Source organism: Leptospira broomii serovar Hurstbridge str. 5399, from assembly GCF_000243715.2.
Classification (GTDB): Bacteria; Spirochaetota; Leptospiria; order Leptospirales; family Leptospiraceae; genus Leptospira_B; species Leptospira_B broomii.
In genome coordinates this window covers 446,931-465,392 of record NZ_AHMO02000008.1, presented here as the reverse complement: position 1 = coordinate 465,392, position 18,462 = coordinate 446,931, and the positions used below count along the sequence as shown (strand labels likewise).

Here is an 18,462-nt window from a genome sequence, read left to right as displayed (position 1 = left end):
ATGAAACGGATTTTATCTTATTCTGCAATTCTTCTCTTCTGGCTCTTGGGCGTGAACTGCGAGGACATTCATCGTCCTCCTCTTTACACTTTGTTTTTAACGCCTAATGTCTCCGGAAATATCGGAGTCGTAACCACCGATTTTAGCAGCTCCGGACGATTCAAAGTTCTAAATCCGGAATTGAAAATTTCTTATCCGGGCTTGACTCCGATTCACTCCGATGCAGTCGGAAGATATTACAATTCCAAAGTGTATATTATAAATAGATTAAATAGAGACAGTATACAGATTCTGGACCCCAACTTAGCGTTTCAGACGATTGCGGAATGGTCGATGGGCGCAGGCACGAATCCGGCAGATATCGAATTTGCCGGTCCGAATAAGGCATATGTGTCGCTTTACAATTCTCGATTCCTGAAAATTATCAATCCAAGTAACGGCTCAGTTCTAGGAGCTTTGGACCTAGGAGGATACTCCGAACCAACGTCCACTTCGGGACATCCGGACGGACTACCGGAAATGTCGGGGATGAAAATAATCGGGAATAGCCTCTTTGTTTGTTTGCAACGTCTGGATCGTAACGATGCAAGCGGGTACTGGCCGCCGAGTGGACTTTCTCTTTTGCTGGAAATCGATATCAACTCCGATCAGGTAGTTGCAGTATACAATTTCCCGACACCGAATCCGTTAGGAAAACCTCAATTAGTGAATCTTTTCGGCGAACCTCATTTGGTAATTCCGACGCCGAATTACATAGGGTATATCAGTCGGATCGACGGCGGTATCGTCGCATTCCGTCTTTCCACGAGGACTTTCTTATCGAATTACCTATACGCCGAAACGACTTCGGGCGGAGATTTAATGGTCGTGCAAATCGCGAACGATCATCTCGGATATGCAAGCGTTCTGGATGCCGGTTTTAATAAGACTTTGCAGGTTTTTGATCCGAGTACGGGGGCGAGACTTTCCACTTTGTTGTTCATTCCATCTTCATTTGACGCAAGCTTATCTTCGATATTCCTTGCTTCCAGCGGAATATTATATGTCGCGAATACGGAGTTCACCAGGCCTGGAGTTTCGATGTTCGATACGAAGAACGGGAATTCGTTACTCACTCCGCTCCCGATTTCGGTAGATTTGCAGCCTTTTGATCTTTTTGAATTAATCGATAATTAGAATTTTGTAAGGGTATTAATCCGAATTGACAAAGAAAGTAAACGGGACAGTATCCCTTTTACGCTTCGGGGGTTAGGTTTGCCAATGTCCGATATATTTCACCTGATCGCCTCCGGCCAAAAAGCCCAGGTAATCTACGCCTTGCGCGAAAACCCGTCTTTAGGTTCTCTGGCCAATCCGGAAGGTATTACTCCCTTATTGTTTGCCCTCTATTACGGTAAGGAAGACATCATCCAGGCTTACCTGACCCTGGAAATTCCCCTGAATTTATTCGAGGCTGCCGCCCTCGGTAATCAGGAGAGGGTTCAAGAATTACTGAAAAAAGATCCTGCGGCAGTGCATTCTTACAGTCCGGACGGTTGGACTCCTCTTCATTTGGCGGCACATTTCGGTCGAACTTCTTTGGTGACATTCCTGTTAGATCATGGGGCCGAATTGCAGGCAAAATCCAAAAGCAAATTTTCCTTCGGAAACACTCCGCTTCATTCCGCAGTAGCTTCCGGAAAAGACGAAACGGTAAAACTTTTAATCGAACGAGGCGCGGATCCTAATTACGGCCAAGAAGAAGGGGGTTATACTCCGCTACATATTGCCGCCTCTCGTCAGGGAAACGGACATATCGTAGCTCTTCTTCTAAAACACGGTGCAAACCCCGAACTAAAAACTAAGGACGGGCAGACCGCTCGCGAAATCGCGATGCAACGTGGGAATTGGAAAGAAGCGGAAATTCTAGAGTAAAAAGAAATCTGGGAAAGGCAGTAAGAGGACAGACGACAGAAGCTGATAGACATTGGAAAGGTTACAGAGGTAGAGGAGAAACCGGTGTTACCGTAAGAATCTTTCTCCGGAACGTGGACGCTCTGCTCATCAATGTTCCGTCTTCCGTCCTCTGCACGGAAAAGAATCATTCTTTTATATGAGAGTTACTTAATGCTGATCGAATCTAAGGTATGCCGAATTGATTTCCACCGATAGATCGTTCTATCTTTTCATGAATTTCAAATGATCGAATTATTTCTGAGATCTCTTTCAGTCAGTTCGGTAATTTCCAAAACTGTCTTAAGATCAATGCCTTTCGCAAGCATCTTGCGAGCGTCTTCCAGTTTACCTTCAAACTTACCCTCTAACTTGCCTTCCAGCCTGCCTTTTTGTATCCCTTCTTGAATCAGTCTCTCAGCTGTGGTCATTGCTACCTCCTCGTACCTCTCCAATTTCCTGCGATGAAGCATCTCCTTCAATTCTGAAGGTTGGAAATCCTTTACCCAGAATATATATAAAAGTAATTTGTGTAAGATTGCAACTCTTTTCGATTCGTCCCCAATCTCGTCTAAGAGAGTAAGTAAGCCGGGTAAATGATTCACAAAAACCGCTTCTCCTTCCCGGATCCTCTGTACTATTCCGAGGATTACTTGAAGCGCTATACTTTCTAATCTCTCTTGTAACTCCACTCCAGATAGATCGAAAAGATTTATTTTAAAGTTCGGAATAAATTCGGATAAGACCCTTGTTTCTTCTTCAAGAAGTTTAAATTGACTTAGTAAAGTTTCGCCTAACGTCCACTGCCTTTCTCCATGATAAAAAACGAATGGAATCACAGTCGAATATTTACCTTCCGTTCTTACTTGATTCCGGTAGATCTCCGAAAGATAACCTAGCAGTTGGACATAAATGCCCGGATCCAGATAGGATTTATGCTCGAATAAAAGGTAAATCTGAGCGGACGTACCGGATCTTAAAGGAATCGTATAAAGTAAATCTGTTTGCTCTTCCTTTAAATCGTCGGATACAAAACTAGATTCGCTTAACTCCAGCAGGTCCAAATTCAAAAGCCTCACTACCCCCGTCGGTAGGGTATTTTTGAAGAAAGAAATCGCTTCCGCCTTGTCCTGGAATGTTTCTCGAATCAGTCGATCGTGGGGATTATTGATTTCGGACATGCATAAAATCCGGTTCCGAAATCGAATTCGATGCGTGATATTTTAGGAAAGCTGAACCGGACGTTTCTTGTTTGCATAACCCCTCTCGATAAGAGATCACCTCGGAGTGAAAATGTCAAAGTTTCACAACGTTTTCAGAAAGTCCGATGGAGGTTCAGCTATGCGTTAGGCGTTAGGTATTGGGTTTAAATGCAGGCGGAGAGGAACTCCAGTCTCTATCGTATTTAAACAGTGATAGGTGATTTAGTATTTTACTGGCATCGATTAAATTTCCTGGGCGCAGCGCATCACCGCCAATCTCCGAGCCTCGGGATACGCATCGGTCCCTAATATTTCGGTATTATTATGATATTTTAATTGGATAGTATCCGAAGCTCTCGGTGTGGACTTGCTTTTGCCAGACGAGCGACAGCGCTGAATGTTGCGAAACCCGGAGCGAGAGTTACGAAGTAAGCTCGAGCGCAGCGACAATTTTTACTTATTCGACGTTTTGAAAGATTAAGCGTTAATCAGCTCTTTATAGTTTTTGATCTCTTTCAATTCGCTCGAGATTCTCTCTCTTTCCTCACGAATCTCATATTCATCCTGGATCCCCATCCAGAATTCGACAGAATTGCCAAAAAACTTCGAGAACCTCAGAGCAGTATCAGCCGATATGCCTCTTTTGCCGTGAATTATCTCGCTAATTCTCGTCGGATTTAGTTTAGTCTCTTTAGCTAAACGATATGCGGTAATATTCATTGGTAAAAGAAACTCTTCATATAGAATTTCGCCAGGATGGACATTCGGAATTTTTTTCATAACTACCCCTAATGATAATCAACAATCTCTACATCAAAGGCATTGCCATCTTTCCATTTAAAACAAATACGCCATTGATCATCAACTCTGATGCTATATTGACCTATTCTATTTCCTGAAAGCCTTTCCAGGCGATTTGAAGGAGGAATTTTAAGATCTTCAATTTGCTTTGATCGAGCTATCATTACTAATTTACGATAAGCAATCGATTGAATTTGATTCGGAAGCTTCTTAGAAAATTCCTGATTCCAGACTTTTTCCGTTTCCTTCGACTTAAAGGAATTAATCACACCCGATATTCCTGGATTTCGATAATACTGTCAAGCAAGAATACCGGCGTGATTATCGGATCACTTATTTCTTGAACATTTCCGTTATACTAGTATTTTTAAGGAATTTCGATCGAAAATAGCCTTTTTAAAAATTGCGGATAACAAAGTATGTAAGAAAGTATAGATCAAAAGAGATGAGACTAAAGCCCTAAAAGCGATCACACGTATGCAATTGGGCAGGGCCCCGATATTGATCCTCGTCGAAAAGCGTAACAAAGATCAAAAAATCCGATCACTGAAACCGAAATTTTGGCAACAGATCGTCAATATAAAGCTAACGAATGGACTCAAGGAGAAGGCTTTTACTAAACTCGACGGTGTTCAGCCGCCTCCAGGTTCACAGAGGATTGAAGACAGACGGGGGACGTCTCCCCCGCGCTGCAGCCGCGTTAAACGCGTCTTCCGCTACCCAATCGAGCGACCCTTAGGGAGCGAGATTCCCGAAGGGTGACTGAACGAAGTGAAGTCAAATTTTCAATCAAACAAACTGCATTCGAATTAACTCCGTCTCTCCGGGGAATTGTCTATTCCAAACCCCCGGACCCGAGGTATCAAAGGACAGACGCGTTCGCTTTGCTCACGCTAGACAGAAGCTGCTATTAGTTCAAAAGGCGAGAGGTAGGAGAAAATCCGCTGTTATCACAAAAATCTTTCTCTAGAACGTGGAAACTCTGCTCATCAGTGTTCTCTCCTCCGTCCTCTGCACGGGACTTGTGGGAGAAACTTGGAAGCCAGGATTCCTCCTTTAGGTCGGAACCCTATGCAGTTTGCCATCGTGGCAAACTTGGCTCCACGGCGTCTCGAACTTGCCTCGCCGCATCGTGCAGCTCGGTCGCAAGCATTCCGCTCCCTAAGGTTGTTTTGATTTTTACTTATGACGCAATTGACGATTTGGCTTCGCCACACTCAGCCACCCGCTGGGTATTTTGCTTCCTACGGGTCGCAAAATAGGTCGCTATGCTTGCTCTTAAGTTCTCGCTTCGAGTCCTTGATTTTAGATTAGTTGAAAATTCTGCACCTACCGGGACTCGCCGTTACGCAGTTTGCCATCGTGGCAAACTTGGCTCCACGGCGTCTCGAACTTGCCTCGCCGCATCGTGCAGCTCGGTCGCAAGCATTTACGCTCCCTAAGGGTCGCTATGCTTGCTCTTAAGTTCTCGCTTCGAGTCCTTGATTTTAGATTAGTTGAAAATTCTGCACCTACCGGGACTCGCCGTTACGCAGTTTGCCATCGTGGCAAACTTGGCTCCACGGCGTCTCGAACTTGCCTCGCCGCATCGTGCAGCTCGGTCGCAAGCATTTACGCTCCCTAAGGGTCGCTATGCTTGCTCTCAAGTTCTCGCTTCGAGTCCTTGATTTTAGATTAGTTGAAAACTCTGCACCTACCGGGACTCGAACCCGAACCCCAGGCTCCGGAGGCCTGTACTCTATCCGTTGAGCTATAGGTGCGATGTGTAAGGAGAGTTTTTTAGGAGAAGGCTCACCGTCAACAGCAATCCAAGGCTTTTGTCGGCGTGTTTTGATCGTACATGAAAATAAGCGGATCGTATTTTTTTTCGTGTGCAGAATTTTGGGGATTCGTAGTCTGCATCTTAGAGCGGGATTCGACGCGAGCACCCGAGGAATAAGAGAATGAAATCGAATCGCTTTTTAAGTTTTTACGGAATTGTTTTTTTCTTATTTTTGTCCCCCTTTTCCTTGGCTTCCTTTTCCGCCGAAGAGGAAGCTAGATTAACCGAAAAGGCCTTGGTTGAAAGTCTTTCCACCCCCGAGCAAAAAGACCTCGTCCGACGATACCTTCAGAATTTGGCTAAAAAGAAGAGAAACGAAGCCTCACATTTACGGGAACTCGCATCTGCCGAGCCGAAATTATCTCCTGAATCCGTTCGCAAAAAAAAGCTATTAGATATGGCCGAGCAACTTGATAGGGAAGCATCGATTCACGAAGAAACCCTACGCAATTTAGCGGCCATTTCGGCTAGCTGAAAGAATTTTCTCTAATACTATATCCGCAAGTTCGACGCTAGTCTTTCGTGCATCGAGTCGAATCGTGGAAGAGGGAAGGATACTCTCGTAAGAATTGCGAATTTTGCGAAGAACTTCCAGAGATTCAAATCTCTCTTTAGCGTTCTCTCTTCCTTCCATTCTCGCTAATGCAAGTTCCGGATCCAGATCTAAGTAAAAGAGAAGATCCGGTTGAGGAAAGCCCTGCTCCAAATTTCGTTTTAAAATTTCCTGTGCGGTAAGGTCGGGTCCCGATTGATATGCGGCAGTAGAATACATATACCGATCCAAAAGCACGATCTTTCCTTCGGCCAAGGATGGGAGAATATTTTTTTTCAAAGACACTTCCCTGTCCTTTAGGAAGGCTTGAATTTGATCTTCTTCCGAAAGTTCGATTTCTCCGCGTAAGAACTTTCTTAAAAATTGTCCGGTTTCGTATTTAGTGGGTTCCGCAAAACAAATTGCGGGAACACTCTGCTGAGAAAGTCGGTCAAATACTTGGTGGCTGAGGGTACTTTTCCCGCTGCCGTCCAAACCTTCAAAAACAAAAAATCCCGGATGTGATTCCATTAACGTTTCCGAAACCAACTTGACAGAGCCGGTTTCCGACAAATCCTGAAGCGTACCAACCGGAATCCCATTCCCGAGGAAAGGAATCCATGAAAAAAACCGACAGATTCAAAAATTTCCTGGTGATCGGAGTATCAGTGATGGCAGGCACACTTTTGTCGCCAGTCTTGTATTGCGGTTCCACCGGTAATAGTTCTTTGTTTCTCAATGCAAAGGCCGATCGAGAAGCGACACCTGCGGCAAAGGCTGCAATTTCCATTCAACAAGCCTTTGAGGAAGTTTATACGAACGTTTCTCCGAGTGTGGTTTCCGTTGCTACCGAGAGAACTATCACTCAACAAGGCATTGATCCGTTTTTCGATTTTTATTACGGCCGCAGAGGTAGAGTCCGCCCCCAAAAAGAAAAACAGAGCGGGTTAGGTTCCGGAATTGTCCTAAGTAAAGACGGTTACATTCTTACGAACGAACACGTAGTAGGCGGTTGGGATAAATTCACCGTCAGTACAAAAGATGGTAAGAAATTTTCCGCGCAATTAGTCGGTTCCGATCAGACGATCGATGTCGCATTACTAAAAATCCAAGCGGATACAAATCTAACTCCGATCGAGTTAGGTGATTCATCTGCGGTTAAGGTGGGAGATTGGTCGATTGCGATCGGTGCGCCCTGGGGTCTGGAACAATCCATGACGGTCGGAATCGTCTCCGCAGTTGGTCGGGGCGGAATCGATAATTCAGGAGTGCATTATATTCAAACTGACGCCGCCATCAATCAGGGAAACTCGGGTGGTCCATTATTGGATATAAACGGCCGCGTCATCGGAATCAATCGTATGATCGTTTCACCAAGCGGAGGCTCCATCGGACTCGGGTTTGCAATTCCGATTAACGAAGCTAAGTCCATTGTAGAGGAATTAAAATCCGGCGGAAAGGTTAAACGCCCGCGCCTCGGTGTGGGACTGGATGATGTTACGGAAGAGATTGCGAAAGAATTAAAATTGCCTTCCGTATCCGGCGCATTCGTGAGACAAGTCGTGAACGGTAGTGCAGCCGCCGACGCCGGAATTGAAATTGAGGATGTGATTTTGGAGATAGACGGAGCCAAGGTTAAAAACGCTTCGGAGATCGTCACTAAAATACGCGGATCTAAAATCGGACAACGATTAACGATCACCGTCTTCCGAAAAGGACAAACTCTTAAGATTTCGGTTAAACTTAAGGAATAACGGACTTTTCTTTGGCCCGTCATACTTTGAATCCGGATGAAAAATTCGAGGAGGAGGTAACTTTACGTCCATCCTTCTTTTCGGAGTTTATAGGCCAAAAGGAAATTCTTTCCAACCTTTCCGTTTTCGTAGGAGCCGCTAAGAAGCGAGGGCAGGCATTAGATCATGTCCTGCTCTCCGGACCCCCCGGCTTGGGTAAAACTACTTTAGCGGGAATTATCGCTCAGGAATTGGGCGCCAGACTTATAGTTACCTCGGCACCGGTTCTGACTCGCGGCGCCGACTTGGCAAAGCTGCTTACAGATCTAGAAGAACGGGATATTCTCTTCATCGACGAAGTGCATTCGCTCGGGCGCAAAGTGGAAGAAATTCTATATCCAGCGATGGAAAATTATATGATCGATCTTCTCGTAGGAGAAGGGATTACGGCGCAAACCATTCAGATAAAGCTAAAACCGTTTACGCTGATCGGAGCCACGACTCGCAGCGGCTTAATTTCCGATCCTTTAAAAAGTCGGTTCGGAATTCACAGTCGACTGGAATACTATGACGACGAGGAAATGAAACGGATTGTCCTCCGATCCGCGAAAATCCTAGGTTATGAAATCGAGCAAGAAGCCGCTTTGGAAATAGGCCGTCGATCGAGGAAAACGCCTAGGATCGCGAACCATCTTTTAAAGAGAGTCCGAGATTTCTCCGAAGTCCAGGACGAGCGCAAAATTCGAATTCCGGCCTGCGAGGAGGCCTTTCGACGACTCGGAATCGACGAGCACGGCCTGGATAGAATGGATCGCCAAATATTGGAATGTATGATAGACAGGTATAAAGGTGGGCCGGTAGGGTTGAAGCCGATCGCCGCGGTTGTCGGCGAAGAGGAACGAACCCTAGAAGACCATTACGAATCCTATATGGTAAGAGTCGGCTTGATTAATCGAACACCTTCCGGTAGGGTTGCCACGGAAAAAGCGTACAGAATATTGGAAAAATCTTATCCCCCAAAGGGAATTAGAACGGACGAAGATGCAGCTCCCGGCCTTTTTTAATTTAGAAATCGATAAGCCGACCAATATAGATGAGGACGACCGCCGCCTTCTCTTTGCCTCTTTTTTGGTGTTTGCATTCGCTTCGTTTTTGGTCGCGCATCTATTTACCCGAAACGTCCTGTGGAAAATTCTCGGGGAAGACCCGATGGTGAAAGTCACCGATCGAGACGAGCGCGAAAAGATTTATGAAGTTCTCTTGGAACAAGATTTTGTGGATAGTCGGGTTAAGGACGAATACAAGGCATTATCAAATGTGGATGCGGCAGGATCGGGCGGATTAACTAAGAAAGAAGGATTTCATACCGATTCTCCCCATCGTGAATTTATCTGGGGAAACCTGATTAAACGTCCTTCTCAACAAGCTAATCCTAAATCCTCGCAAACAAAAACCGAGGAAGAAAAAGTTTACGATGTAGCCATTTTAAAAAATGATCCGGTCCAAGAACCGACAAAAAGCCAGGAGCAGTCTACCCAATCTTCCGCCAGCGGAAGAATGACGAAGATCCCTTTCAATTATCGATTTGAACAAGACTTTCTGTTTCGTTGGGACGGCGGCCAATCTCTCTCGATTCCGCGTAAGAAACTTGCCGGATACGATTACTTTAAACGAATGCTCCGCCAAATCGAAGGTAGCTTTGCTCCTCCGGGTGGAGGAAACTTCGGATACCGTGACGGAGCTGGTACGGTAGTTAGAGAGGCGATTATTCCCGGAGAAGTCAGAGTTCAATTTATGTTAAACGACGTCGGACAGGTGATCGATACTAAATTGGTATCGTCCCAAGGCCAGGGTATGGTGGACCGAGCCTGTATCGACACTTTGCGTGGCCAAAATTTCGGACCCGTTCCGGAAGATGTCAAATCGCAAGGAATGATTTTCGGAATTCGATTTATCTTTCCCGGATTTAGGCGATAAGAATTTCTCCCTCGTTTATTTTAAACCTAAGCCTTCTTTGATCACTTGCCAGAGTCTAGCCCATTCTCGTTTGCGTTCCCCCTTATCTTTTAAGCGAAGGAATAATTTTTGAGATCCGTCCGTTCCGATTATCTTCACTCGGTTCTCGTTTAAAACTTCGATTTCGTAAGTGATGTCAACGGCGGTGAACGAATAGTTGAGAATGCTTGAGGATTTGAGGGAATATTCCTTCTCTCCGAAAACGGTTTTTCCGTTTCTGAAATTCAGTATGATGCATTCCCTCTCTTTCTTTAGCGGATCGCAAAATGTTCCTGTCGGAGGAGGAACGGGTTTTACTCCGCAAGAAAAAGCGAAGATACAAAGTAAAACGAGAAGGTTATATTTCATATTATTCCTCGATCGGAAGGTTTGTCTTTAGAGTCGGGTTCTTTCCTAAAATTTCCTTCGCTAAATTCAGAACTTCTTCTTTGCGATCTCCGGCAGCCGGGTAATATTCTTCGAGTAAGGTCAACGCTTTAGGCGGAAGATTTTGGTAATAGAAAATTCTTGCTTCCAAAATTTTCGAACTTCCGGTTAAGAAATCTTCGTTCGTATTTCTTACTTTGCGCAGTAAGGCCAAGGAAGAAACATACTGGCCGGCTCTAAATTCCGAAAGTGCAGTCAGAAAGTCCGCTTCCCTTGCGGAAAGAAGTAACGGACCGGAAACCTCCGGTTGAGTGAGAGTCGCTTTTAAAAATTCGGTGTTTCCCGAAAGCGAACTTCCTAGGAGACAAGTCCAAGCATATCCTATGCGTAATTCCGGACTAAGCTTTGCAGGTTCGATGGAAACTAATAATTTATTCAAGGCCACGCGGCTTAGTTTTTGCCGAACCGCTTCCCCGAATGCAATTAGGTAATGATTGTCGGTGGATTCCTTGAATTCAGGATCGATTGCTTGAGCTCGCAAAGCATTACGGTAAGAGTCCTCTACAAGAGGAAGGTAGGAAGCGTCTTCCGAAAGAAATTGATCGAATCCCGTATATGCGATTTTAGACAGTGTTCCCGAATCGAAACGAAATCCTAATAGCAAGAATTCATAATATCCCGAAAGCGCTAGGTAATGATAAGAAATTCCGTCTTTTGGGTTGGTCGAGGCAAAATCTTTCGCTAAAGAACGAAACTCTTTGATTTCATTTTCTTTTGGTTCGGCCTTCAAGATTCCATCCTGCAGAATTTTTCTTTCCTTTTCGAGTAGCAGTCTTCGATCGCCGGCGAACAAATTTCGAATATCCTGACGAAAGAAAAAAGCGGTCGCTGCAAGTGCGAGTATAAGCAAGAAGAATACCAGCGGTCTATAATTTGCTTTTTTCTTGTAACTTCTATGACGGGGTTGATATAGCATCCTTCGGACAGCTTCTCCCGGCAGCCTAGTCCTTTCACGTATTTTTTGAGTCGTTGATCATTAGTCTGGCTTGACTCCAGGACCCCCCCTGGTTTCCGTGTAAATATGCCCTATGACTACGAATTTGACGAGGATTATGACACGGACGGGGAGGAGGACCTCCTTGACGATGAGGCCGTAACCTACGTCTGCGAGGACTGCGACCACCGTTGGGAGAGCGATTCAGAGAGTGCGATCGACACTCCTGAAAGTTATATCTGCGCGATGTGCGGATCCTCGAACGTAATCGAACTTTGAATCTTTCCGTTTCGCCGCGTTCTAAAATGAATCGCAGCGGAACAGTGTTTTTATTTATTTATTTATTCCTTTGTCAGTTTACGTTGCCGGCATTAGCCGTTGATTTCGATCAAGTATACGAATATTATAAAAAAGGAAATTATGACGTTTTGGTCCGCGTCTCCCGTCCACTTTTGAGGCGAGGAGAAGTGGACTATAAAATTCTTCTTTTATACGTCGCCTCGGAACCGAATCTCGAGGAAATCGACAAGACCCTCACAAGTATCTATTCTCGACATAAAGATCATCCCGGAATTTTCTATAACGCGGTATATCTTTTTCTCGAACGCGCCCTGGTATTGGAAGCCTACGAATCCGGAATTCGTTGGGGTAAAATTTTCTTAGAAAAGGGAGAATCCTCCGTTCGGTATATGGAAGGGATTTATACATACGCTTGCATTCTTTATTCTTCTAAGGATTATCAGTCTGCCGATTCCGTTTTGGAAAAGGCGAAGGGAATCGCAAAAGACTCCAAGTTGGGCAAACGAATTCGAATTCTTGAACTCGGCCTGGAAAAGACCAAGGAAGAAAAATGAAACCTCCAAAAAAAGGAAAAGGCCTCCGGATTCAAACCGGCGATTTGAAAGGAAGAGTAATTCCTTCTCCCGTTTCTCCGGAAGGAAAAAGTAATTTTACGCCGGCTATTTTTAAGAAATCCCTATTTGACATATTGGAATCTTTACAACTCCAAGGACGATTGAATCTGAGCGATTCGGCCTTTCTGGATCTTTTTGCAGGTTCCGGACAAATTGGAATCGAAGCGTTAAGTCGCGGTTTTGCAAAGGCGGTTTTTTTAGAATTAGCCTGGGATCGATACGAGAGCTTAAAAGGAGTTCTTAGTCGACTCGATAGGGAACATCTCGTGTTACGCAAGGATGCTTTTCGGTTCCATAAAGATTTTGATCTGACTCAAACGCATAAAGTATATTTTATAGATCCTCCGTATTCATTCTGGGAAAAAAAGGAACCGAAAATCAAGGCGATGGTGGAGGATATTATAGCGGAAGAGTCGGGTGCGGCCGTAATCGCGATTCAATCTCCGACAGCTTTAAATTGGGACGGCTTCGAACCTCGTCCGTTCGGTAGGAACGTGCTGAATGTCCGCGTTCTGGTTTAAATTTAAAAAATTTATAAAGTACCAATTTAAGTCCGGGAATCCCTGGCTTCACACTTTTCTCTTCGTAGCTTCTCTTTCCGTTTTTTTCGGAGCCGTCAACACCTCCTTTCACGTAATGGGAGTGGATATCAGCGAATTCCGATCGCTGATTTACGGATTGATTCCTTTGATCTTGAAAGATTTGAGCGGAGTTTTATTCGTATCTTACGCTTTTTTTTCCGCTTTTTCCATCTTACTTCTCGGGCCGGACTGGGATAGATACTCCGACGGACGGACGATCCGCGCCAGATATCAGTATGCGCTTTTGGGAACGGGCTTGTTTTTATTGTTTTGTTCCTCCGTTTCAAAATATCCTCAAGTCTACGGAGAATTCTTTTATTATCGCCAATCCTGGGCGCTTGGGTTTTTGTATTTTCTGACGGATCATATTCCCCCCTGGTTTCCTTTAAGTTTATTGGTAATTTTGATTCTAATACAGATAGGCAGGAAGATCCTAAATTCATTAGAAAAAAATAATATACTATCCGTAGCGCGCTTTCTTTTATTTTTACTTTTCTTTTACGGATTCCATTCGATCGGATCCGCCACCGGGGTATTGGCTTCGAGTTTGGCCTATTCTTGGGCTCCGTCGTTGAAGAAAAGAAGATATGAATTCCTACTATCCTCTATTTTGGCGGTCGGATTTTTTTTAGGATACTGCGTTAAGATTTCTCCGCGCTTTGTGAATAAATCTTCGGATGTTACCCGCGCATCTTCACCTATAACAAAATCCACTAATATGAATATTCTCGTGCTGGCCGCCGACAGTATTCGTCAGGATCAATTGGGTTACGCTTCCGGGAAGAAAGGACTCACGCCTAATATCGATGCTTTAGCGAAAGAATCGAGGATCTTCCTTGATCACCATACTACCATTCCTAGAACCTTCCCTGCCTGGGCGGATTTACTTAGCGGATGCTATTCCTTCAATCACGGCATACAGGATATGTTTCCGGATAAAAAAGATCGATCTTCCCTCGGGGTCAAGATCCCGACTCTCGGAAGTATTCTTTCCCAGGAGGCGGGATATCGGACGGTCGTCGTTTCTTCCTTTGCGGGCGATATTTTTCCGCGAGCAAATTGGGGTTTCGACGAGATTTACGCTCCTAACTTCAATGCGGGAACTCTTACTCAGGAAAGAACTCTCGAATCCCAGGTCTACCTACTTCCTTTATTAACAGGCGCGTTCTTCGGAGGAGGCGAGTATTTATCATCGGTAAGATCCTTACCTACATTAGGCGATGATAATAGAATCTTACCGGATTTATTCCGAGTTTTTGAGGATAAAAAATCCCCTTTTTTTGCAGTGTATTTTTCTTCAGTGACTCATTTTCCTTACAGTCCTCCTTACCCTTTTTATAAGGAAGAAGGAAACTCAAATTATTACGGACCGTCCAAATATTTCCGATTCGTGGATCCGAGCGATTCTAAGAAGCCTGGCCCCGAGGAGCAGGAGCAAATTCGTGCGATCTATCGAGCTTCTCTTAGGGCCTTTGACGATGCAGTCGGAAAAATACTTCATGAATTGAAGAAGAAAAATTTGTATGATAATACTCTAATTCTCTTAACGAGCGATCACGGTGAATCACTATTCGAAGACGTGCATAGTCATGGGCACGGCGAACATTTGCGGGGTGAAGGAGTTACTAAAGTTCCATTGCTCTTAAAATTTCCGAAATACTTCGAAACGGAAACTAAGACCGGAATATTTCAAGGCATCACAAGTTCTCTGGATGTATTTCCGACGGTACTGTCCATAGTGGGAATCCATCAGCCTGCAGAAATTGTTTATCCGGGAAGAGATCTATCAAAGGCGCCGGCTCGTGGAGACTGGTCGGATCCCCGCAAGATTTATTCCGAAACCGGAATATGGTTTTCGGATAGAGGAGATCATTTCTTTCAAAAAAATCGAATCCGCTATCCGAATATCCTGGAACTTCATTCGATAGATCCGGAAGACGGCGACAGCGTTACGATTTCCGACCCGTATGCAAAGGAAACGATCGCATTTGCGAAACATAGGATGATCCAGGATAAACATCGCAAACTCGTTTATATCCCAAGACCTGAAGGCGTGGACTATGAATGCTACGATAGAATTGCGGATCCATGGAGCCAAAAACCGATTTCGGCAATTTACTGCGAAGATCTCAAGCGCGAATTGGAGAAAATTTTAGTAGGTTCCGGGAAGTGGAAGAAAGCGGGGGACTATTTCCTTCCTATTACGAATTGATGCTTGAAGTACAAGTGAGAGCGAAAAATCTGTAAAATAATATGCCAAAAAGGGAAGATATCCGATCCGTATTGATCCTAGGATCCGGGCCGATCGTTATAGGCCAGGCTTGTGAATTCGATTATTCAGGAACTCAAGCAGCAAAAGCTCTGAAAGAAAAGGGAATTCGAGTCATTCTTCTCAATTCAAATCCCGCGACAATCATGACGGATCCGGATCTTGCGGATGCGACGTACGTGGAACCGATGACGGTTTCCGTTGTTCAAAAAATTCTAGAGAAAGAAAAACCGGACGCGATTCTTCCGACGGTTGGCGGCCAGACCGCTTTGAACTTGGCTATCGCCTGTCATAACGCCGGCATCCTTGAAAAATACAAAGTAGAGCTTATCGGTGCGAAAGTCGACGCCATCAAGAAAGCGGAAGATCGCGAACTGTTTAAAATAGCGATGGAAAAGATCGGGGTAAGTGTTCCCCGTTCCGGGTTGGTCAATAATTTAAAGGAAGCTTTCGAGATCAAAGCAAGAATCGGTCTCCCTCTTATCGTTCGCCCTGCCTTTACTTTGGGCGGGACCGGAGGAGGAATCGCGTATGACGAAGAAACCTTCGAGGAGGTAGTCGGTAAGGGACTGAAAGCTTCGCCGATCAGTCAGGTTCTTTTGGAAGAATCGGTACTAGGCTGGAAAGAATTCGAGTTGGAGGTCATGCGAGATTTGGCCGACAACGTAGTCATTATCTGCTCGATAGAAAACATAGACCCGATGGGAGTTCACACAGGCGACTCGATCACAGTAGCGCCCCAACAAACTCTCTCCGATACGGAATACCAAAATCTGCGGGATATGTCGATAAAGATCATCCGGGAAATCGGCGTGGAAACCGGCGGTTCGAATATTCAGTTTGCGGTTAACCCCGCTAATGGCGACGTGATCGTCATCGAAATGAATCCTCGTGTTTCCAGGTCTTCCGCTTTAGCTTCCAAGGCTACCGGATTTCCGATCGCAAAGATTGCGGCTCTACTTTCGATAGGCTACACTCTGGACGAAATCAAAAACGATATCACCAGGGTCACTCCCGCCTCTTTCGAACCTTCAATCGATTACGTAGTCACTAAGATTCCTCGTTTTGCTTTCGAGAAGTTTCCCGGAACGGACGACACGTTAGGCGTTCAGATGAAGGCCGTCGGAGAAGCGATGGCGATCGGAAGGACTTTCAAGGAAAGTTTTCAGAAAGCGATCCGATCCTTGGAAACGGATCGTTACGGTTTCGGATCGGACGGAAATTTTGCGGAGCTGATCGAATTTCATTCCCTCTCTTCCGCGGCAAAGCAGGAAAAAATCGACGCCTTCTTAAGACGGCCGAATGATAAACGAATCTTCTATTTAAAGAAAGCATTGGAAGAAGGTTATTCGGTCGAGAGAATCCATGAACTTTGTAAAATCGATCCTTGGTTCTTGTATCAATTCGAAGATTTGCAAATTGCGGAGAAAGAGTTTCTTGAGAAAGGATATTCGATTCTCACAAAAATGAAGCGCTTAGGATTCTCCAATCGTCAATTGGCATATCTAAAGAAAAAGAACGAAATAAACTCGATTCTCGGATCTAGTATTACTCCGGATAAAAAGAAGGGAGAAATCAGCGCGCTTCTCAAATCCGAGGAAGTAATTTTAGAACGTTCGCTTACTTCTTCCAAAATCGAACCAGTCTATAAACGAATCGATACTTGCGCGGGAGAATTCGAGGCATACACTCCTTATTTTTATTCCTCGTACGATCAAGAAGACGAAACTGAAGTCACCGATAAAAAATCCGTGATTATTTTGGGCGGCGGCCCGAACCGTATCGGACAGGGAATCGAGTTCGACTACTGCTGTTGTCACGCCTCCTTTGCGCTTCAGGATCTAGGCGTAGAATCCATAATGGTGAATTCCAATCCTGAAACGGTCTCCACCGACTATGACACTTCCGATCGATTGTATTTCGAACCTCTGACTTTGGAAGATGTGACTCATATTTATAAAAAGGAAAAACCGATAGGCGTTATCATCCAGTTCGGAGGACAGACTCCGCTCAAGCTCGCAAAGGATTTGGAGCGGAAGGGTATTCCGATTCTGGGAACGAGTCCGGATTCGATAGACAGAGCGGAAGATAGAAAGAGATTCGCAGAAGTATTAGATAAATTAAAACTTGTTTCCCCGAAGAACGGCATCGCGACTTCGATGGAAGAAGCACGTAAAATTGCGAAGTCGATCACGTACCCGATTTTAGTGCGCCCTAGCTACGTATTGGGCGGTAGGGCTATGTTGATCATCAGCGAAGAAAGAGAGTTGGATCGTTACATGGAAAAGGCGGAAGAAATTTCTGAAGACCGACCTCTACTGATCGATAGCTTCCTGGAAGACGCAGTAGAGGTCGATGTAGATGCGCTCTGCGACGGAAAAGAAGTCTTCATTGCTGGGATCATGGAGCATATCGAGGAGGCGGGGATTCATTCCGGCGATTCGGCCTGCATCCTTCCTCCACAATCGCTTTCCGTACATGTAATGGAAGAGATTCGTAAATCGACTAGAGCGCTTGCCCTCGAGCTTCAAGTAAAGGGTCTGATCAACATACAATTTGCGGTCAAAGACGAACAACTCTATGTGATTGAAGTAAATCCGAGAGCGTCCAGGACGGTCCCGTTCGTATCGAAGGCATTGGGTCACGCGATCGTCAAATACGCGACTCGAATCATGATGGGAGAATCCTTATCAAGTTTGCCTTTGCCGAAAGAAATGAGCTTTCCTATGGTGAACGTAAAAGAAGCGGTTCTTCCGTTTAATAAGTTTCCGGGTGTGGACACGATTTTAGGTCCGGAAATGAGATCCACCGGAGAAGTTATGGGAATTGCGGAGACTGCAGGAGAAGCGTTTCTCAAATCCCAATACATGGCAGGAGAGGAACTTCCTTCTCAGGGAACCGTGTTCGTTTCCGTCAACGATAAAGATAAAAAAGAATTATTAAAGTATATTAAGGAACTTTCAAATTTAGGTTTTAATTTAATCGCGACCGAAGGAACGCATAAATATCTCTCGGATAACGGGGTTCTTTCGTCAAAGATCAATAAAGTGTACGATAACCAATTCCCTACGGCACTGGATTATATTCGCGAAAATAAAATTCATCTGATACTGAATACTCCTTTGAGTCGCGTGACTAGGGACGACAGCTTTGCCATTCGTCAGGCGGCAATCCGCTATAAGATTCCTTGTCTTACGACTGCGAGCGCGGCAAAAGCTTTGATTCGAGGAATGGTTGAAATGCGGGATAAGGGATTTACGATCCGCTCCCTGCAATCGCTCCACTCCTGAGTCGATAAAA

At 44.9% G+C, this 18,462-nt stretch carries 17 protein-coding genes and 1 tRNA gene; 11 read left to right on the top strand and 7 right to left on the bottom strand.

Annotated features, from left to right (window positions below):
• Entirely contained in the window at positions 1 to 1,176 is a 1,176-nt protein-coding gene (locus tag LEP1GSC050_RS07470; protein ID WP_010570616.1) for a YncE family protein, read from the top strand.
• Between the two features lie 84 nt (positions 1,177 to 1,260).
• Positions 1,261 to 1,914 (top strand): ankyrin repeat domain-containing protein, encoded by a 654-nt coding sequence (locus LEP1GSC050_RS07465; protein WP_010570615.1) that lies wholly within the window; start codon positions 1,261 to 1,263, stop codon positions 1,912 to 1,914.
• A 260-nt stretch (positions 1,915 to 2,174) separates the two neighbouring features.
• On the opposite strand, the gene LEP1GSC050_RS07455 is transcribed toward LEP1GSC050_RS07465, so the two are convergent.
• The 4 genes from LEP1GSC050_RS07455 to LEP1GSC050_RS07435 form a co-directional block, all read right to left on the bottom strand.
• Positions 2,175 to 3,113: an Rpn family recombination-promoting nuclease/putative transposase gene (locus LEP1GSC050_RS07455; RefSeq protein WP_010570613.1), complete on the bottom strand. Its 939-nt coding sequence runs from the start codon at positions 3,111 to 3,113 to the stop codon at positions 2,175 to 2,177.
• Positions 3,114 to 3,611: 498 nt separating this feature from the next.
• On the bottom strand, positions 3,612 to 3,914 hold the full coding sequence (locus tag LEP1GSC050_RS07450; RefSeq protein WP_010570612.1) for a HigA family addiction module antitoxin: 303 nt from the start codon (positions 3,912 to 3,914) through the stop codon (positions 3,612 to 3,614).
• An 8-nt stretch (positions 3,915 to 3,922) separates the two neighbouring features.
• Entirely contained in the window at positions 3,923 to 4,204 is a 282-nt protein-coding gene (locus LEP1GSC050_RS07445) for a type II toxin-antitoxin system RelE/ParE family toxin (RefSeq protein ID WP_010570611.1), read from the bottom strand.
• A 1,419-nt stretch (positions 4,205 to 5,623) separates the two neighbouring features.
• Positions 5,624 to 5,695, bottom strand: a tRNA-Arg gene (locus tag LEP1GSC050_RS07435).
• A 183-nt stretch (positions 5,696 to 5,878) separates the two neighbouring features.
• Between LEP1GSC050_RS07435 and LEP1GSC050_RS07430 the strand changes: the two genes are divergently transcribed.
• Positions 5,879 to 6,232 carry an LIC10421/LIC12816 family protein gene (locus LEP1GSC050_RS07430; RefSeq protein ID WP_010570609.1) on the top strand — a complete coding sequence of 118 codons (354 nt, stop codon included), beginning with the start codon at positions 5,879 to 5,881 and terminating at the stop codon, positions 6,230 to 6,232.
• On the opposite strand, the gene tmk is transcribed toward LEP1GSC050_RS07430, so the two are convergent.
• The gene (tmk, locus tag LEP1GSC050_RS07425; RefSeq protein WP_020987612.1) at positions 6,209 to 6,820 is read right to left on the bottom strand and encodes a dTMP kinase; all 612 of its coding nucleotides are present in this window, start codon (positions 6,818 to 6,820) and stop codon (positions 6,209 to 6,211) included. The genes LEP1GSC050_RS07430 and tmk overlap by 24 nt on opposite strands.
• 89 nt (positions 6,821 to 6,909) lie before the next feature.
• Between tmk and LEP1GSC050_RS07420 the strand changes: the two genes are divergently transcribed.
• Genes LEP1GSC050_RS07420 through LEP1GSC050_RS07410 form a run of 3 tightly spaced genes read left to right on the top strand, consistent with a single transcriptional unit; the run spans position 6,910 to position 9,999 of the window.
• Positions 6,910 to 8,043: a trypsin-like peptidase domain-containing protein gene (locus LEP1GSC050_RS07420; protein WP_010570608.1), complete on the top strand. Its 1,134-nt coding sequence runs from the start codon at positions 6,910 to 6,912 to the stop codon at positions 8,041 to 8,043.
• Positions 8,044 to 8,054: 11 nt separating this feature from the next.
• The gene (gene ruvB / locus LEP1GSC050_RS07415) at positions 8,055 to 9,086 is read left to right on the top strand and encodes a Holliday junction branch migration DNA helicase RuvB (RefSeq protein WP_010570607.1); all 1,032 of its coding nucleotides are present in this window, start codon (positions 8,055 to 8,057) and stop codon (positions 9,084 to 9,086) included.
• Positions 9,064 to 9,999 carry a TonB family protein gene (locus tag LEP1GSC050_RS07410; protein ID WP_010570606.1) on the top strand — a complete coding sequence of 312 codons (936 nt, stop codon included), beginning with the start codon at positions 9,064 to 9,066 and terminating at the stop codon, positions 9,997 to 9,999. Before ruvB ends, LEP1GSC050_RS07410 begins: the two co-directional genes overlap by 23 nt.
• Positions 10,000 to 10,014: 15 nt before the next feature.
• On the opposite strand, the gene LEP1GSC050_RS07405 is transcribed toward LEP1GSC050_RS07410, so the two are convergent.
• Together LEP1GSC050_RS07405 and LEP1GSC050_RS07400 are read right to left on the bottom strand one after the other, a co-directional pair.
• Positions 10,015 to 10,386: an LIC12806 family lipoprotein gene (locus LEP1GSC050_RS07405; protein WP_010570605.1), complete on the bottom strand. Its 372-nt coding sequence runs from the start codon at positions 10,384 to 10,386 to the stop codon at positions 10,015 to 10,017.
• 1 nt (position 10,387) lies between these two features.
• Positions 10,388 to 11,380, bottom strand: coding sequence for a hypothetical protein (locus LEP1GSC050_RS07400; RefSeq protein ID WP_010570604.1), 993 nt, complete (start codon positions 11,378 to 11,380; stop codon positions 10,388 to 10,390).
• A gap of 105 nt (positions 11,381 to 11,485) precedes the next feature.
• Between LEP1GSC050_RS07400 and LEP1GSC050_RS07395 the strand changes: the two genes are divergently transcribed.
• The 5 genes from LEP1GSC050_RS07395 to carB are packed head-to-tail and all read left to right on the top strand — an operon-like array spanning position 11,486 to position 18,452.
• Positions 11,486 to 11,677, top strand: a complete 192-nt coding sequence (locus LEP1GSC050_RS07395; protein WP_010570603.1) for a hypothetical protein — start codon at positions 11,486 to 11,488, stop codon at positions 11,675 to 11,677.
• A 26-nt stretch (positions 11,678 to 11,703) separates the two neighbouring features.
• Entirely contained in the window at positions 11,704 to 12,252 is a 549-nt protein-coding gene (locus LEP1GSC050_RS07390) for a hypothetical protein (protein ID WP_040911514.1), read from the top strand.
• The gene (locus LEP1GSC050_RS07385; RefSeq protein ID WP_010570601.1) at positions 12,249 to 12,833 is read left to right on the top strand and encodes an RsmD family RNA methyltransferase; all 585 of its coding nucleotides are present in this window, start codon (positions 12,249 to 12,251) and stop codon (positions 12,831 to 12,833) included. The genes LEP1GSC050_RS07390 and LEP1GSC050_RS07385 overlap by 4 nt, the downstream gene beginning before the upstream one ends.
• Positions 12,814 to 15,105 carry a sulfatase family protein gene (locus LEP1GSC050_RS07380; protein ID WP_020987689.1) on the top strand — a complete coding sequence of 764 codons (2,292 nt, stop codon included), beginning with the start codon at positions 12,814 to 12,816 and terminating at the stop codon, positions 15,103 to 15,105. The genes LEP1GSC050_RS07385 and LEP1GSC050_RS07380 overlap by 20 nt, the downstream gene beginning before the upstream one ends.
• Positions 15,106 to 15,146: 41 nt before the next feature.
• Positions 15,147 to 18,452 (top strand): carbamoyl-phosphate synthase large subunit, encoded by a 3,306-nt coding sequence (gene carB, locus LEP1GSC050_RS07375; RefSeq protein ID WP_010570598.1) that lies wholly within the window; start codon positions 15,147 to 15,149, stop codon positions 18,450 to 18,452.
• Positions 18,453 to 18,462 lie beyond the last annotated feature (10 nt).

Excerpts from the sequence above, each read along its gene's own strand:
- carB (WP_010570598.1), top strand. The coding sequence starts at position 15,147 with ATGCCAAAAAGGGAAGATATCCGATCCGTATTGATCCTAGGATCCGGG.
- LEP1GSC050_RS07470 (WP_010570616.1), top strand. The coding sequence starts at position 1 with ATGAAACGGATTTTATCTTATTCTGCAATTCTTCTCTTCTGGCTCTTG.
- LEP1GSC050_RS07385 (WP_010570601.1), top strand. The coding sequence starts at position 12,249 with ATGAAACCTCCAAAAAAAGGAAAAGGCCTCCGGATTCAAACCGGCGAT.
- LEP1GSC050_RS07455 (WP_010570613.1), bottom strand. The coding sequence starts at position 3,113 with ATGTCCGAAATCAATAATCCCCACGATCGACTGATTCGAGAAACATTC.
- LEP1GSC050_RS07390 (WP_040911514.1), top strand. The coding sequence starts at position 11,704 with ATGAATCGCAGCGGAACAGTGTTTTTATTTATTTATTTATTCCTTTGT.
- LEP1GSC050_RS07400 (WP_010570604.1), bottom strand. The coding sequence starts at position 11,380 with ATGCTATATCAACCCCGTCATAGAAGTTACAAGAAAAAAGCAAATTAT.
- LEP1GSC050_RS07420 (WP_010570608.1), top strand. The coding sequence starts at position 6,910 with ATGAAAAAAACCGACAGATTCAAAAATTTCCTGGTGATCGGAGTATCA.
- LEP1GSC050_RS07380 (WP_020987689.1), top strand. The coding sequence starts at position 12,814 with ATGTCCGCGTTCTGGTTTAAATTTAAAAAATTTATAAAGTACCAATTT.
- tmk (WP_020987612.1), bottom strand. The coding sequence starts at position 6,820 with ATGGAATCACATCCGGGATTTTTTGTTTTTGAAGGTTTGGACGGCAGC.
- LEP1GSC050_RS07405 (WP_010570605.1), bottom strand. The coding sequence starts at position 10,386 with ATGAAATATAACCTTCTCGTTTTACTTTGTATCTTCGCTTTTTCTTGC.
- LEP1GSC050_RS07430 (WP_010570609.1), top strand. The coding sequence starts at position 5,879 with ATGAAATCGAATCGCTTTTTAAGTTTTTACGGAATTGTTTTTTTCTTA.
- LEP1GSC050_RS07450 (WP_010570612.1), bottom strand. The coding sequence starts at position 3,914 with ATGAAAAAAATTCCGAATGTCCATCCTGGCGAAATTCTATATGAAGAG.
- LEP1GSC050_RS07410 (WP_010570606.1), top strand. The coding sequence starts at position 9,064 with ATGCAGCTCCCGGCCTTTTTTAATTTAGAAATCGATAAGCCGACCAAT.
- LEP1GSC050_RS07395 (WP_010570603.1), top strand. The coding sequence starts at position 11,486 with ATGCCCTATGACTACGAATTTGACGAGGATTATGACACGGACGGGGAG.
- LEP1GSC050_RS07465 (WP_010570615.1), top strand. The coding sequence starts at position 1,261 with ATGTCCGATATATTTCACCTGATCGCCTCCGGCCAAAAAGCCCAGGTA.